Annotated in this window: 12 protein-coding genes; 5 read left to right on the top strand and 7 right to left on the bottom strand. The window is 40.7% G+C overall.

The features are described from left to right. Positions 1–43: 43 nt before the first annotated feature. From EHW90_RS10815 to EHW90_RS10825, 3 genes are all read right to left on the bottom strand, one after another. Positions 44–310 (bottom strand): hypothetical protein, encoded by a 267-nt coding sequence (locus tag EHW90_RS10815; protein WP_060931046.1) that lies wholly within the window; start codon positions 308–310, stop codon positions 44–46. 2 nt (positions 311–312) lie between these two features. Further along, the gene (locus tag EHW90_RS10820) at positions 313–1,665 is read right to left on the bottom strand and encodes a glucose-6-phosphate isomerase (protein ID WP_124952780.1); all 1,353 of its coding nucleotides are present in this window, start codon (positions 1,663–1,665) and stop codon (positions 313–315) included. A 103-nt stretch (positions 1,666–1,768) separates the two neighbouring features. Next, complete coding sequence (locus EHW90_RS10825; RefSeq protein ID WP_124952781.1) at positions 1,769–2,467, bottom strand: 5'-methylthioadenosine/adenosylhomocysteine nucleosidase; 699 nt, start codon at positions 2,465–2,467, stop codon at positions 1,769–1,771. Positions 2,468–2,548: 81 nt separating this feature from the next. On the opposite strand from EHW90_RS10825, the gene EHW90_RS10830 reads away from it, so the two are divergent. The 5 genes from EHW90_RS10830 (at position 2,549) to EHW90_RS10850 (ending at position 10,280) form a co-directional block, all read left to right on the top strand. Further along, positions 2,549–3,610 carry an undecaprenyldiphospho-muramoylpentapeptide beta-N-acetylglucosaminyltransferase gene (locus EHW90_RS10830; RefSeq protein WP_124952782.1) on the top strand — a complete coding sequence of 354 codons (1,062 nt, stop codon included), beginning with the start codon at positions 2,549–2,551 and terminating at the stop codon, positions 3,608–3,610. 342 nt (positions 3,611–3,952) lie between these two features. Continuing rightward, positions 3,953–5,281 (top strand): ABC transporter substrate-binding protein, encoded by a 1,329-nt coding sequence (locus tag EHW90_RS10835; RefSeq protein ID WP_124952783.1) that lies wholly within the window; start codon positions 3,953–3,955, stop codon positions 5,279–5,281. 69 nt (positions 5,282–5,350) lie between these two features. After that, the gene (locus EHW90_RS10840) at positions 5,351–6,241 is read left to right on the top strand and encodes a carbohydrate ABC transporter permease (RefSeq protein WP_124952784.1); all 891 of its coding nucleotides are present in this window, start codon (positions 5,351–5,353) and stop codon (positions 6,239–6,241) included. Continuing rightward, on the top strand, positions 6,234–7,040 hold the full coding sequence (locus tag EHW90_RS10845; protein WP_124952785.1) for a carbohydrate ABC transporter permease: 807 nt from the start codon (positions 6,234–6,236) through the stop codon (positions 7,038–7,040). Before EHW90_RS10840 ends, EHW90_RS10845 begins: the two co-directional genes overlap by 8 nt. Before the next feature lie 84 nt (positions 7,041–7,124). Next, complete coding sequence (locus EHW90_RS10850) at positions 7,125–10,280, top strand: glycoside hydrolase family 2 TIM barrel-domain containing protein (RefSeq protein WP_124952786.1); 3,156 nt, start codon at positions 7,125–7,127, stop codon at positions 10,278–10,280. Positions 10,281–10,341: 61 nt separating this feature from the next. On the opposite strand, the gene EHW90_RS10855 is transcribed toward EHW90_RS10850, so the two are convergent. The 4 genes from EHW90_RS10855 to EHW90_RS10870 form a co-directional block, all read right to left on the bottom strand. Further along, the gene (locus tag EHW90_RS10855) at positions 10,342–11,319 is read right to left on the bottom strand and encodes a cell wall-binding protein (protein ID WP_124952787.1); all 978 of its coding nucleotides are present in this window, start codon (positions 11,317–11,319) and stop codon (positions 10,342–10,344) included. A 175-nt stretch (positions 11,320–11,494) separates the two neighbouring features. Continuing rightward, positions 11,495–13,051, bottom strand: a complete 1,557-nt coding sequence (gene rny, locus EHW90_RS10860; protein ID WP_009446755.1) for a ribonuclease Y — start codon at positions 13,049–13,051, stop codon at positions 11,495–11,497. Positions 13,052–13,215: 164 nt separating this feature from the next. Continuing rightward, positions 13,216–15,885 carry a calcium-translocating P-type ATPase, PMCA-type gene (locus tag EHW90_RS10865; RefSeq protein ID WP_124952788.1) on the bottom strand — a complete coding sequence of 890 codons (2,670 nt, stop codon included), beginning with the start codon at positions 15,883–15,885 and terminating at the stop codon, positions 13,216–13,218. A 108-nt stretch (positions 15,886–15,993) separates the two neighbouring features. Further along, the gene (locus EHW90_RS10870) at positions 15,994–16,599 is read right to left on the bottom strand and encodes a TerD family protein (RefSeq protein WP_124952789.1); all 606 of its coding nucleotides are present in this window, start codon (positions 16,597–16,599) and stop codon (positions 15,994–15,996) included. Positions 16,600–16,605: the final 6 nt, after the last annotated feature.

Below are 16,605 nucleotides of genomic sequence, written 5' to 3' on the forward strand. Positions count from 1 at the left end.
CTCTCCATTATATGTTATTCTTTTGGGGCAAAATAATAGACCCCTATTCTTCGATTATCTGTATTTCAAGATAGTCAAAGTCTATCTGTTCTATAAAGTTGTCGGCATTAAACCTGACTTTACCTCTGTATGCAAAATCATCTATGTTCGGCAAAAGCCATATCGGCTCCGCTACATCAAACTTATGACATATCTCCCTAATCGTATCAAATACCATGGTCTTTCTGTCTTTGCTGTAGTCACCGTCCTGTGCAACATGATCTTTTATCATACGATTGTCTTTAAATATTCTACCCCAAAGTCTGAACATCTCTAACCAAGCCTCTTTAAAAGTTCTTCTCTTTGACTTTCATAGCCCGGCTTTCCGAGAAGTGCGAACATATTTGCCTTATAGCTTTCAACTCCCGGCTGGTTGAACGGATTTACTCCAAGTATGTATCCGCTGACTCCGCAGGTAAACTCATAGAAGTAGAACAAGCTTCCAAGTGAGAATGCACTCATATCAGGAATATTTATCTTAAGGTTCGGTACATCTCCGTCCGTATGTGCAAGTATTGTTCCGTTCATTGCGGACTTGTTGACAAAATCCACGCTCTTGCCTGCAAGGTAGTTCATTCCGTCGGTATCGGTCTCTTCTTCTTTCAGAAGTATTTCTGCAGGAGACTTTTCTATATCAAGTACGGTCTCAAACATTATTCTGGCACCGTCCTGAATATACTGTCCCATTGAGTGAAGGTCTGTTGTAAGGTCTACAGCCGCAGGGAAGATACCTCTGTTATCCTTGCCTTCGCTCTCACCGAAGAGCTGCTTTACCCACTCGGATACATAGTGAAGACTCGGCTCGTAGTTGGCTGTTACTTCTATATTCTTTCCTTTTCTTAAGAAGATATTTCTTGCGGCTGCATATAAAAGTGAAGGGTTCTCTTCAAAGTCCTTTTTCAGCACTTCTTCTCTGGTCGCTGCGGCACCTGCCATAAGTTCGTCTATATCTATTCCGGCTACAGCTATCGGAAGCAATCCTACCGCTGTAAGTACGGAGAATCTTCCTCCTATATCGTCAGGTACGACAAAGCTTTCATAGCCTTCTTCGTTTGCAAGTGACTTAAGTGCTCCTCTGGCCTTATCTGTTGTCGCGTAGATTCTTTTGTTTGCTTCTTCTCTGCCGTACTTTTCTATAAGCATCTCTTTGAATACTCTGAAGCTGATAGCCGGCTCTGTGGTGGTTCCTGATTTTGAAATGATATTGATTGAGAAATCTTTATCTTTTAACAGATCCTTTATATCTGCAATATATTTTGATGAGATTGAGTTTCCGCAGAATATTATCTGTGGTGTGTTTCTTTGTGACTTGTCAAGGCAGTTATAAAAACTGTGGCTTAAAAACTCGATTGCCGCTCTTGCTCCGAGATATGAACCGCCGATTCCCACAACCAGGAGCACATCCGAATCTTCTTTTATTTTCTTTGCTGTCGCCTTTATTCTCTCAAACTCTTCTTTGTCATAGCATACCGGCAAATCTATCCATCCTAAAAAGTCGTTGCCTGCTCCTGTCTTTGACAAGAGTGTATCTCTTGCGTTTAATGTTATAGTTTTAAAATTTTGTAACTCATCAGCCCCTAAAAATTTTCCTGCTTTTGAATAATCAAAACTTACTGTCTTACTCATCTTTCTCGCCTTTCAAACTTAAATAAATGATACTCTTTGAGACAAAACAAGCCTCAAAGTTATCTGTATTTTATACCAACTGAATATTATTATCAATAGGTAGTCAGCCGTCTATAGTCTCTATCAACTTCTTTGTCAGCTTCACACTGTGTTCTATAGCTTTTTTCTCAAACTCGGAGTAGTCCATGCTTGCACTGTCGTCGGCCTTATCGGATATTGACCTTATTATAAGTGCCTTTATATTATTGAGGTATGCGACCTGTGCTATGGCGGCGCCTTCCATCTCCGTACAGTAGCCTCCGAAAGTTTCTTTCAAGTCATCCTTAACGGCCTTGTCTGAAACAAAAACGTCACCGCTTAATACTCTGCCTTCAAACACCGAAATATCTTTTAAATCCTCTTCACAGATTTTTTTTGCAAGACTTCTTAAAGCATCATCTGTAGGGAATGCAAACACATCCATTCTTGGTACCTGACCTCTTTTATATCCGAAGCCTTCCACATTCATATCATGTATTACGGTATCTGTAGACAGTACAATATCTCCTATATTGATTTCGTTTTTCAGTGAACCTGCAATACCTGTATTGATAACCACATCAACTTTGAATCTGTCTATCAGTATCTGTGTGCAGGCTGCGGCATTTACCTTTCCTATACCTGAACGCACCACAGTTACCTGCTTTCTTGCAATTTCGCCTTTGACAAATTCCATTCCGGCTATTGTGTGTATTTCTTTATTGTCCATAATCTCTTTTAACTTTGAGATTTCCTCTTCCATAGCTCCGATTATACCAATCATTGTACTTCCTCACTTGAATATTTATATTTGTTAAATTATACTTATATAATACTTTTATTACAATATGAGAATGGAAACTGTATGAAAAAAATAATATTAACAGGTGGCGGTACAGCAGGACATATCACACCGAATATTGCACTCTTGCCTGCACTGAAAGAAGCCGGCTATGATATAAAGTACATAGGCAGCAAAAACGGTATGGAAGAAGGCCTTATAAAGGCACAGAATATTCCATATGAAGGCATATCCTCAGGTAAGCTTAGAAGATACTTTGACTTGAAGAACTTTACAGACCCTTTCAAAGTACTGAAAGGACTATTTGAAGCCAAAAGTATAATAAAAAAATACTCGCCCGATATCGTCTTTTCAAAGGGCGGTTTTGTGAGTGTGCCTGTAGTCATAGCTGCCGCACTCTCAAAAGTCCCTGTAATTATACATGAGTCCGATATCACTCCGGGACTTGCCAATAAGATAGCGACCAAGTTTGCAACCAAAATTTGCACAAATTTCCCCGAGACTTTACAGTATCTACCGAAGAACAAGGCGGTGCTTACAGGCTCACCTATCAGAAAAGAACTTCTTTGCGGCGACAAAGAGGTCGCAAAAAAACTTACCGGCTTTAGTGATGATAAGCCTACTTTACTTATAATAGGAGGGAGTCTCGGCTCGGTCATTGTAAATAACGCTGTGAGAAAGTCTCTTGACGATATTTTAAAGGAATTTAATGTAATACATATCTGCGGTAAGGGAAACGAAGATGAAAGCCTTATAGAAAAACAGGGCTACCTTCAATATGAATATGTCGACAAAGAATTAAAGGACTTCTTTGCGCTCTCCGATGTGGTGGTGTCAAGAGCGGGCGCCAACACCATCTGTGAGCTTTTGGCTCTCAGAAAGCCGAATCTTTTGATACCGCTCTCAGGTGCCGCATCAAGAGGTGACCAGATATTAAATGCAAAGTCTTTTGAAAACGCAGGATATTCAAAGGTTATAGATGAGGAATCTCTTTGCGATATTTCTTTATCCGCCGAGATTCAAAAACTGTATAAAAACAGGCAAAAGTATATAGACTCCATGTCAAAGTCCGATGCCAACAACGGTGTCTCAAATATAATAAAACTGATTAAACAGTACAGCTAGATTTTTATGCAAGACTTACAACTTTATTAGTTTATATTCTACATCAACAAAATCTTAAACTCTTTGAAAGTTTTTTCAATTTTCAAAGAGTTTTTTGTATATTGAATACACTTCACACGATATTTCCATTATTTTTTCTGATTATATTGTTTCTATATTTAGACTTCTACATTCTGCACAAAAATACAGTCTATAATAGTACACTACTACCATAGACAAATATTTTTACTATATTGTATAATCCTTAAAAATAAAGACAATCCAAGACAATTTAACTAAGCTATTTTTCGAACTTTATTAACATGGCTTTTACAGGATTGTGACAATAAGGAGGACTTTTTCGTGAAAAAAAGAATTTTAAGTGCACTTATGGTTGGTGCAATGTGTACAGGACTGCTGTCAGGCTGTGGCGGCGGTAAGGCTGCTTCCACCGGTGATTCATCTGCTGCAGACAACGCGGCAACAGCTACAGATGACAACACTCTTACAGTTTGGTGTTGGGACCCGGCTTTCAATATCAATGCTATGAAGGAAGCTGAAAAGGTTTATCAGGCGGACCATCCCGACTTTAAGTTGAATATAGTTGAGACACCTTGGGCCGATATTCAGACCAAGCTCAGCACTGCAGGTGCCGCAGGAGACCTCTCCACATTACCTGATATTTTCCTTATGCAGGATAACGCATTTGCAAAGAATCAGATATCATTCCCTGACGCTTTTACAAACCTTACAGATACCAAGGCATTTGATTTCACACAGTTTGCACCGGGTAAGTTGGCTTACTCCACAATAAACAATGTAAACTACGGTGTTCCTTTTGATAACGGTACGGTTATAGCGGCTTACAGAACAGATATTCTTGAGCAGGCAGGCTACAAGGTTGAGGACCTTACAGATATCGACTGGGATAAATATATCGAGATCGGTAAAGATGTACTTGCAAAAACAGGAAAGCCTTTACTTTCATGTCAGGCAAATGAAGCTGATATTATAATGATTATGCTTCAGTCTACAGGCGCTTCACTCTTTGACGCAGAGGGCAACCCGAATATCGTAGGAAACGAGACTTTAAAGAAAGCTCTTGAAACATATAAGGAACTTAAAGAGTCGGGCGTTATGGTACTTGTAAACGACTGGGATCAGTACATCACAACTATGAATGCCGAGACTGTAGCCGGAACTATCAACGGTTGCTGGATTATGGGATCTATAAGAGCCGCAAAGGATCAGTCAGGTAAGTGGGCTGTTACAAATCTTCCTAAGCTTGCAGGTATCGGTGAGCAGACCAACTACTCAAACAACGGCGGTTCAAGCTGGGCTGTAAGCGGATCTTCAAAGAAGAAAGATTTGGCTGTTGATTTCCTTGCAAAGACATTTGCAGGAAGCACAAAGCTTTATGACAGCATCCTTCCAAGCGGTGCACTTGCTACATGGTTACCTGCAGGTAACACTGAAGCTTATTCCGAGAAGGTAGAGTTCTTCGGCGGACAGGAAGTTTATAAGCTTCTTACAGAATTCGCTTCAAAGACTCCTAAGAACAATACAGGTGTTTACTACTATGAAGCAAGAGATGCCGTAGCCGTAGCTGCTACAAATATCATTGCAGGTGCCGATGTGGACAGCGAGCTTAAGACTGTTCAGGACACTGTAAACTTCGCAATGGGTAAATAATATTTTAAACTTCAGGGGGTAGGTTTGGCTATGGTCAAGTCTGCCCCTTTGTTTATAGAAGGAGAAAAAATGGGAAACAAGAAAAAATTTTCACTCTCACAAAAGCAAAATATCTCAGGCTGGATATTTTTGACTCCTGCAACGCTTCTTATAGCGATTATGAGCTTCTATCCTATGATAAGAGCCATAATACTGTCTATGCAAACCGGTGTGGGTGCAAAAATATCCTTTGCGGGACTTAATAACTATAAAAGAATGTTTTCAGATGCGGTCTTTATGCAGTCTTTGAAAAACACCTTTATATACCTGATAGTACAGGTACCTATAATGCTTTTATTTGCACTGCTTTTGGCATCACTGCTTAATGACAGGCATCTTAGATTCAAGGGGCTTTTTAGAACCTGCATATTCTTACCATGTGCCACTTCACTTGTATCATATGCCATTATCTTCAGATCTTTATTTGCGGTAGACGGCTATGTCAACAACGTGCTTATACACCTTGGAATACTGCACACCGGATACAACTTTTTGTCAAATCCTTTTACCGCAAGAATTGTAATTATTATCGCACTGCTTTGGAGATGGACAGGCTACAACATGGTATTTTATCTTGCAGGACTTCAAAATATCGAATATTCAATATATGAGGCTGCAAAGATTGACGGCGCCACATATTTCCAGATACTTAGAAAGATTACCATTCCGCTTTTAAAGCCGATGATTTTACTTACGGCGATAATGTCCACCAACGGTACACTGCAGCTCTTTGACGAGTCTGTAAACCTTACAGGCGGCGGACCTGCCAACTCAACCATTACAATGTCACATTATATATATAATTCTTCATTCAAGTATGTGCCGAACTTCGGTTACTCTGCCGCCATGTCATTCCTTATTTTGATTTTGGTAGCAGTACTTGCCGCAATCCAGATGAAAGTAGGTGATAAGCGTGATTAAACTGAAAACTGCAATAAAATATATATTTTTAATAATTGTATCACTGATATCCGTTTTTCCGCTGTACTGGATGGCTGTCAGTGCCACTCACACCAGTATCGAGGTAATAAGAGGTGCGCTCTTACCGGGCAACTACCTTTTTAAGAACTTTGCCAATCTGCTTGCGGCAGGTGATGTTTCAGGTGCTATGGCAAACTCCTTTAAGTACTCCATAGTAATGACCGTACTTGCGCTTTTTATCTGTTCACTTGCAGGCTACGGCTTTGAAATCTACCATGACAAGGCAAAGGATGCCATTATGTCGGTGCTGTTACTTGCAATGATGGTGCCTTTTGTAGCTATTATGATTCCGCTGTTTCAGGCTTTTTCAAAGTGGGGACTGCTTAATACTACTCTCGGATTTTTGCTTCCTACCATATCAACTCCGTTTTTGATAATGCTCTTTAGACAAAGTGCCAGGTCATTCCCACATGATATACTGGAAGCTGCCAGACTTGACGGACTGAATGAATTTCATATCTTCCTTAGAATTTTCGTTCCTACCATGAAGTCCACCTACGCTTCAGCCGCTATCATCACTTTTATGGGTGCATGGAACTCATATCTTTGGCCGAAGGTAATAATGACTGAAAAGACTTCCATCACCATGCCTATGCTGGTTGCCAATCTGAAAGAGGGCTATGTAACAGACTACGGCGTTTTGATGCTTGCAGTATTGCTTTGTAGTATACCTACCGTTATCATATTCTTCCTGCTTCAAAAGCAGTTTGCCGAAGGAATTACAGGTGCGGTAAAATAATATATTATATTCTTTTAAAGGTGTGAAATTGTGTTAAGATTTCATACCTTTTATTGATAAAATTTAAATTTAAGAGAGGTAAAAATGAATAAAGATATCTTAAATAATATTTCAACCCCTTCTGTTTTTGAGGAAAACAGGCTTACGGCCCACTCTGACCATCGTGTATATGCAAACAAGTCGGAGTTACTTAAGGGAAGCTCTTCACTTTGCTGTTCTTTAAACGGAGTGTGGAAATTTGACTACTCTATAAATCTCAACTGCACTCCTGACGGCTTTGAAGCCTTGGACTATGACTGTAAGAACTGGGATGATATAAGGGTTCCGGCGCATATACAGATGGAGGGATATGACAGACCGCACTACGCCAATGTCGCCTACCCTTGGGACGGCAGACAAGCTTTAAAATCAGGTGAGACTCCGACAGATTTTAACCCTGTAGGCAGTTATGTAAAGTATTTCACATTGCCGAAGAACTTTTTAAAGGACTCTCTTGTACTCAGGTTTGAGGGCGTGGAGAGTGCGGCGGCCATATGGTTAAACGGTCATTATATAGGTTACTGTGAGGACAGCTTCACTCCTTCAGAGTTTGATTTGACAAAATATATAGTTGAAGGAGAAAACAAGCTTGCAATACAGGTAACCAAGTGGTGTGCCGGCAGCTGGCTTGAAGATCAGGACTTTTTCAGATTTTCAGGTATATTCAGAGATATTTATCTCTACACCAAGCCTAAATGCCACCTTGAGGATATTGAAATTAAGCAGGTCTTTGAAAAGGGAAGCTTTGACAATGTAAAGCTTAATCTTTCCATAGACTTAAGTAATAATGCAACTGTAGCGCTTAAATTATTTGACGCTATGGACTTTACACTGAAATCAAATGAGTTTAAGGTATTTGACGAGATGCCTGTAGTTTATGAAACTGTAGGTAATTTACATTCGGGCAAAAACGAGCTTTCATTTGACATTGCCGCTCCTAAGCTTTGGAGTGCCGAGATTCCGAATCTGTATACTCTCTACATTGAAATATTTGACGGAGAGACTTTACTTGAGGTTTCAGCTGTAAAGGTCGGCTTCAGACTTTTTGAAAAGAATGCCGACAATGTAATGACATTAAACGGTAAGAGAATTGTCTTTGCAGGTGTGGACAGACATGATTTCAGCTCAAAGTTCGGCCGTGCAATCACCTTTGATGAGATTAAAAAAGATATTGTGACTATGAAGGAAAACAATATCAATGCTATAAGGACAAGCCACTACCCTAACTCATCGGCGCTCTATGAGCTGTGTGATATATACGGTATATATTTGATTGATGAATGCAATCTTGAGACTCACGGCAGCTGGGACGGTCTTCTAACCGGCGTATCCGACTATGACTTTGTACTGCCCGGAGATAAGAAAGAATGGTTACCTCTGTTACTTGACAGGGCGAACTCAATGTATATTAGAGACCGCAATCACTCAAGTGTTCTTATCTGGTCCTGCGGCAATGAAAGCTACGGCGGCAGCGATATATATGAGATGAGCGAGTTTTTCAGAAAGGTCGATTCAAGCAGACTTGTACACTATGAGGGCGTTTACAATGACCGCCGCTACAATGACACCTCGGATATCGAGAGCAGAATGTATGCAAAGGTGGCTGAGGTCAAAGAATTTTTAAAGACTCACAGAGATAAGCCTTTTATCGAATGTGAATATACACATGCTATGGGCAACTCCTGTGGCGGTATGCAGCTTTATACGGAACTTGCATGGGAGGAGGAGCTTTTCCAAGGCGGCTTTATCTGGGACTACATTGACCAAAGTATCACAGGTAAGGATCCTTTCGGAAATGACACACAGTACTACGGCGGTGACTTTGACGACTCTCCTACCGACTACAACTTCAGCGGAAACGGTATCGTCTACGGCGGTGACAGAGACGCTTCACCTAAGATGCAGGCCGTAAGGTATAATTACAGACCGGTTGACTTAAAGCTTGATTTAAACAAGGACGTTTTACATATCCACAACAGAAATCTTTTCAGAAATCTGAGTGATTACAAGTTTGTAATCTATATAAAGAAGTTCGGTAAGACTTTATATGAAGAAAGCTTTTTTATAAGCGGTGAGGGCCTTTGTAAGCTTGATTACAGCCTGAATATAAAAGAAAGAGTTAAGAGTCTGTTTGATATATATGGAGACGAGCTTATCGTGGGTGTTAAGGCGATTTTTAATATCGAAACACTTTATAACTTAGGCGAGGTATCATTCAGTGAGGCGGCTGTAAGAGAAAATATGCAGATATTTGACGCTCTTTTAAAGGCTCCGGACAATAAGCTTATATGTGATACTCCTCTGCTTGAAAAAAGACCTTATAAACTTATTATGGGTGTAAGTAATTTCGGTGTTAAGGGCGAGAACTTTGAGGTGCTCTTCTCACAAAACTTCGGCGGACTTGTTTCTTACAGATATGCCGGAAAAGAACTTCTTAAGGCCGTTCCGAGACCGAACTTTTGGAGAGCGCCTACAGACAACGACTACGGCAACAACATGCCTTTCAGATATGCCAAGTATAAGACGGCTTCACTTTATGCTACCACAAGGATGCCTAATCCCGTCAGTACATATTGGGGGGCTTTCAGACCGGTTATAGAGGAACATGAATCCTATGTCTCCATAACATATGATTATGCACTGCCTGAGAGCAGTGATAAACTGAGCCTCACATATCATGTCTACGGTGACGGCAGTATCAGAGTAAATACGGAGTACACTCCTGTGTCGGGCAAGTATGATCTTCCTGAGTTCGGTACTTTATTTAAGTTAAAGCCTGAGTATGAGAATATATCATGGTACGGTGCAGGTCCTATGGAAACTTATTCCGACAGGCTTGTAGGTGCAAAGATTGATTTATACAGCGTCAAAGTAAGTGAGCAGCTTGCAAAGTACCTTTCACCACAGGAAAGCGGCAACAAGTCTTTGGTACGTTTTGCCAAACTTACAGATAAGAAAGGCCGCGGACTTTTGGTTGCAGGCGACTGTATCAATGTATCCGCTCTTTGCTACACTCCAAGTGAACTTGAAGAAGCAAGACATGACTTTGAACTGCCTCCTGTTACAAAGACCGTGCTTCGTATCAGCCTTTCTCAGATGGGTATCGGCGGCGACGACACATGGGGCGCGCCTACGCTTGATAAATATTTGTTAAAGGGCGAAGGCACACTGAAATTTGACTATGTTATAAAGGGAATCTAAAAACAAAAAGGCCTGAGATATCACATATGTGATCTTCTCAGACCTTTTTTTATTAAATTTATTATTTTCCTGTTGCACTGTATGCACCTGAGATACCTACATAGTATCCGTCAGGTGTTGTAGTATTTGAAAGCATCTTTCCGCTGTTTAAATCCATATAGTACCAGTTGCCGCCTATTAACTGCCATCCTACAAGCATATACCCGTCGGCATTGAAGTAATACCACTCACCGTTTATCTGTCTCCATGAAGATGTTACATAGCTTCCATCAGCCAATGTGTACCACCAACCTGTATTATTGTGCTGCCATGTACCGCTCTGTGATGTCTGACTCTGACTTTCATTGTAGTTTCTTGCAGCCTCGGCCTGACTTACCGTTATGGTATTTGATGTTACCCAAGGGCCGTTCTTTTGGGCATCGCTGCTTAGAGCACGCACCTTAAGTACATATGTACCCTGTCTGTTCAAAAGATACTTTAAGTTTGCACTGTTTGTTGTAAAGTTCTGTACTCCGCCTATTGTAGATGAATTATCTCTGACAAGCTTTACCTGATAGCCTGAAGCTCCCTGTGATGCACTCCATGTAGCCTGTCCGGAGTTGTTCAAAGTAACGCTCTCTATAGGTGAAACCTGATTTGTGAGTGCAGGCAACTGAATGTCCACATACAGATCATTTGAAGTATTCTCTCTTCTTGCCTCTATAAGTTCTCCGCCTGTTATCTTAAAGTCTTCAGCCTTATATACGCTGAAGTAGTAGTTGTCATCTGCCGACAAATGTACTGTAATCTTAGGAACATCTGTAATCTGCCAATCAGTACCCATCTCCAAAAAATCTACACCGTCTATGCTGTAGTTGCTTCCTGATGTACTTACAGTAACATCATCTATATTCCTAGGCTTTCCTACAGTGATTGCATCGGACTTTATATTTATCTTTACAGACTTTATTCCTGATGCTGCAAATGCTGTCATAGAAGCCGCCAAACTCATTATTCCCGTTATCGCCGCTATTGCGAATTTCTTTCCAAAATTATTCATATATATCCTTTCACTCAAATAAAATACTCTTTTCATACTATTAAATACTAATTTACGGTTTCAGTCAATTACTATTATATGAATTTTCTTTAAAATACTTACTAAAAGGTTCCAATCCCGGTCCGTAAAATTTTCTATTAAAAAAGACGACAGCATCTCGCCGTCGTCCTTATTGTTATCTTGCAACATCTGCCACTCTTGATTCTCTGATCACATTTACTTTGATTTGACCCGGATATTGCATCTCTTCTTCTATTCTCTTTGAGATGTTTCTGGCCAATATAACCATATCGTCATCGCTTACCTTCTCAGGTAGTACCATGATTCTTACCTCACGGCCTGCCTGTATAGCAAATGACTTCTCTACTCCGTCAAATGAAGTTGTGATTTCCTCAAGCTGACTCAATCTGTTAGTATATGTCTCCAAGGTCTCTCTTCTTGCACCCGGTCTGGCTGCCGATATTGTATCTGCCGCCTGTACCAGACAAGCTATAAGTGACTCCGGATCAACATCTCCATGATGTGATTCCACAGAATTGATTACAACCGGATGTTCTTTGTATTTCTTACAAAGCTCCACACCAATCTGTACATGTGAACCTTCCACTTCATGGTCGATGGCTTTTCCAATATCATGTAGTAAACCGGCTCTCTTTGCCAGTCTGATGTCCACTCCAACCTCTGCTGCTAAAAGTCCTGCTAACTGTGCCACCTCTATAGAATGTTTCAAAGCATTCTGTCCGTAGCTGGTTCTGAATTTCATTCTTCCAAGTAGCTTGATAAGTTCCGGATGTATACCGTGCACTCCTACTTCAAGTGCGGCATTCTCACCCTCTTCTCTCATTATGTTGTCAACTTCTTTCTTCGCTCTGTCCACCATCTCTTCAATTCTTGCAGGATGGATACGACCGTCGACAATCAACTTCTCAAGTGCTACTCTTGCTACTTCTCTTCTTACAGGATCAAAACAGGATAAAACTACCGCCTCAGGTGTATCGTCTATTATAAGCTCTACTCCTGTAAGCTGCTCAAGTGTACGTATGTTTCTACCCTCGCGTCCTATGATCCTTCCCTTCATGTCGTCATTTGGCAACGCCACTACTGAAACTGTCGTTTCCGCTACATGGTCCGCTGCACATCTTTGAATTGCAGTTACCACATATTCCTTAGCCTTTTTATCGGCTTCATCCTTTGCGGCATTTTCAAGCTCTTTGATAAGCTTTGCCTTGTCATGTTTCACTTCATCTTCAACTGATTGCAATAAGAATTCCTTAGCCTGATCGCTTGTAAGTCCGGATATTCTCTCAAGTTCGGCTATTCCCTTATCATATAGGGACTCTACTTCCTTGCTTCTTGAAAGTATACTTTCCTCTCTTGCAAGAACGCTCTCTTCCTTCTTTTCAAGTAAATCCTGCTTCTTGTCCAAGTTCTCTTCTTTGCTAAGTACTCTTTTTTCATAGCGGGCTAACTCCGCCCTTCTTTCCTTCACCTCTCTATCAAGCTCATTTTTTGTCTTTATTGACTCTTCTTTTGCTTCCAAGAGAGCTTCACGTTTCTTTGTTTCGGCTGTTTTTAAGGCTTCCTCTATTATTTCTCTGGATTTAATCTCTGCTGATCCGATTTTATCTTCATATGACTTTTTACGATGAGCAATCGCTAAACTCCAACTTAGAGGCGCCACAACAACTACACTGAGTATTACCGCTATTATTATACTTCCCAGTTGTGACATAAAAGCACCTCCTTATTCAATTTTCATTGTTCAAAACAACATTTTAATTTTAACAAAAAATGAACAAAAAGTAAAGTTGGTAAAGATTGTATACAAAATACTTTATTAAAGAAATCCTTACACTCCAATCAAAAAAGCCGCCGCATATGCGACAGCCTTTATTATTATGCATTCTTATATGTTCCCACTACAACTTTTCTGAGAAGATCTACAGGTATCATTGTGAATGCCAATATGAATACTACTATCCAGCCCTGTATACTAAAAGGCACACAGCTGAACATCTTTCCGATGAACTGGAAAGGTGCAAGAGGTATTGAACCTGAATTTACTATCAATGCCTGTACTATGATGATGGCAAAGAATACTTTCAAAAATCCCGGGTTCTCCTTCAATCCGTTAAAGATAGAGAAACCTTCATCTCTTACATTGAAGCCGTTAAACAATGCACTTGCTATAAACAGTACAAAGTAGCCTGTAAGTAATTCATCCATATTTCCGCCGAAAAGGTTCATAAAGAACGGTGTTTTAAGGTATATAAAGCTTACGATTGTAAGCCAAAGTCCCATAGTAAGAATCTGAACGGCCATATTCCTGCTGATGATATTTTCATCTCTTCTTCTCGGCTTTTCCATCATGTAGCTTTCCTTAGCCGGCTCATTACCGAGCATTATAGCTCCCAGACCGTCCATTACAAGGTTGACAAACAAAAGGTGAGTTACCTTAAGCGGCTCTTCCACTCCGAAGAAAGGAGCGATGGCACTTACTATAACCGCAGTTACATTGATGACAAGCTGGAACTTACAGAACTTAAGTATATTGTGATAGATGGTTCTACCGTAGAGTATCGCATCCTTTATAGATCTGAAGTTGTCGTCAAGTATTACAATCTCACCGGCTTCCTTTGCAGCCTCGGTACCGTTACCCATAGCAAATCCGACATCTGCTCTCTTAAGTGCAGGTGAATCGTTTACACCGTCTCCGGTCATACCTACAACAAGATTCATCTCCTGACAAAGCCTTACCATTCTTGACTTGTCTGTAGGAAGCGCTCTGGCAATAACTCTGATATGCGGAATAAGCTTCTTTACTTCATCATCGCTCATCTCGTTTAACTCGGCAGATGAAAGTGCTCTGTCTGAAGTATTCTTTATAAGACCTGCATCCTTTGCGATAGCTACCGCAGTCTCAAGTCTGTCACCTGTAATCATTACAACCTGGATACCTGCTCCCATAACTTCAGCGATAGCATCCTTTGCCTCGGCTCTGACATCGTCTCTGATACCTACAAGACCGATGATTACCACATCATCGTTGATAGAATTTTGTGCAAGCGGCTTTTCTGAATAACCAAATGCCAAAACTCTCATAGCTCTTGCGGCAAGCTCGTCAATCTTTCTGTCAAGAACGGCCTTATCAATAGTCTTTACTTCACCGTTCTCATCAAGGTACTTCTTAGCCTTTGCAAGCAGTCTCTCAGGTGCACCCTTATAGAAAGTCTTATCAAGTGAATCTATCCTTGCCTGACTGAACTTATTTGTAGAGTTGAAGCCCTGATGTGCTCCCACTACCAAGTCCTTATTTTCTGAAAGTGCATTAAAAGTATCTTTTCCTATAAACTTCATAAGTGCCTGGTCTGTAGCGTTACCGCCGATTACAACACCTCTGTCGTCAAAGAGTGACTGTGTATTCTTACCGATTGCAATATCTACAAGACCCTTTACCTTGCTATGCTTACTGAGTTCTTTAATCTCTATTGAGTTGCCGTCGGCTGTAAAGAAATCCACAACTTCAAGGCTTCCCTTTGTAATGGTACCTGTCTTATCACTGAAGAGTATATTCAGTGAACCTGCAGTCTCGATACCTTCAGCCTTTCTTACAAGGACATTGTGATCAAGCATCCTGCTGGTATTTTGCATAAGTACAAGTGAAATCATCAGCGGCAATCCCTCAGGTACCGCACATACTATAATAACTATTGCAAGTGTAACAGCCTTTATAATATCCTGTACTATATGCTCTATTCCAAGTCCGAAATAAGGAGCGAATCCTCCGGCTCTTACTACAAAATATGCAAGATAAAGTACTGCAATAACCGTAGCTCCCACATATCCGAATATGGATATCTGATGTGCAAGCTTTCCAAGCTTTACCTTAAGCGGTGAATCGGGATCTTCTTCATTCATCTCAAGAGCCATCTTACCCATCATTGACTTAAGTCCGACTCTCTTTACAGCTAAAACACCCTCGCCGTCAAATACTACGGCACCTCTGAAAAGTGAATGCGCATCTACGAAGGTATCACCTGTGATATCTTCCTTAAGTTCAAAGGATTCATCCGCAGCGGTCTTTTTACATTCCTCAGCCTCACCGTTAAGTGCGGAGTTGTCCACTCTCAAATCACCGTCTATAAGAATACCGTCTGCAGGTATCTTATCTCCGGACTGTAAGAGTACCATGTCTCCCACTACCACGTCATCCACGTCAATAATGGTTACAACACCGTTTCTATATACCTTACAGGTATCCTTTTTTGTATTGTCCTTTAACTCACGATACTTGGTATCGCTGGCCACACCCGTCTTTGCGGAAACAAACGCAACTATGATTACTGCAACGATAGTACCAAGAGGCTCATAGATCTCAGCATATCCCATAAAGAACATGATTATCATAAGCACTGCAATGGCAAGCAGTATCCTTATCATAGGGTCATTAAATGTCTCCTTAAATTCCTGCCAAAAGGTGGTAGGTTCGGAATCGGGAATAACATTTGAGCCGTTTTTCTGTCTTGACTGCTCTACTTCTTTCTCAGTCAAACCGGTAAATTTCATATATTTTCCTCTTTCAAAGTTTTAGGAGAAAGCCAAAGCTCTCTCCCGTAATTTATATTACCTACGCTATTTTACAATAGTTTAGCAATAATTAAAAGTATAAAAGTATTATAAATACCTGTTTGCAAGCTCTCCAAGGCTTGCATCTGTAGTGCCCTGTCCTACAGCCGAGAACTTCCACTCACCGTTATGTCTGTACACCTCACCGAAAATCATAGCGGTCATACCTGCATAGTTCTCTGTAAGATTGTACTTAAGTATCTCTTTATTGTTTGAAGCATCTACAAGTCTGATAAATGCGTTTCTGATCATGCCGAACTCCTGACGTCTTTGTACGGCCTGATAGATATTCACAACAATAACTATTCTGTCATAATCTGCAGGAACATTTGCAAGATCTATTGTGATCTGCTCGTCATCACCTTCACCTGCACCTGTCAGGTTGTCTCCCATATGGATAACAGTACCTGATTTGTGGCGAAGATTGCCGTAGTATACCACATCATCCTTATATACAAGCTTGCCGTTCTGCAAAAGGAATGCAGATGCGTCACAGTCGATATTGCTTTCACCGCCTGAACTTCCAAACAGTGATGATAAGAATCCGCCGCTCTTTTGGGCTTCATCCCAACCGAGACCGACCACAATTTTTTTAAGTCCCGCATTTTCCTTTGTAAGACTTACCTTTTGTCCCTTTTGTAAACTGATAGACATAAAACC

The sequence above is a fragment of the Lachnoanaerobaculum orale genome, from assembly GCF_003862485.1.
In the GTDB taxonomy this organism is placed as follows: Bacteria; Bacillota; Clostridia; order Lachnospirales; family Lachnospiraceae; genus Lachnoanaerobaculum; species Lachnoanaerobaculum orale.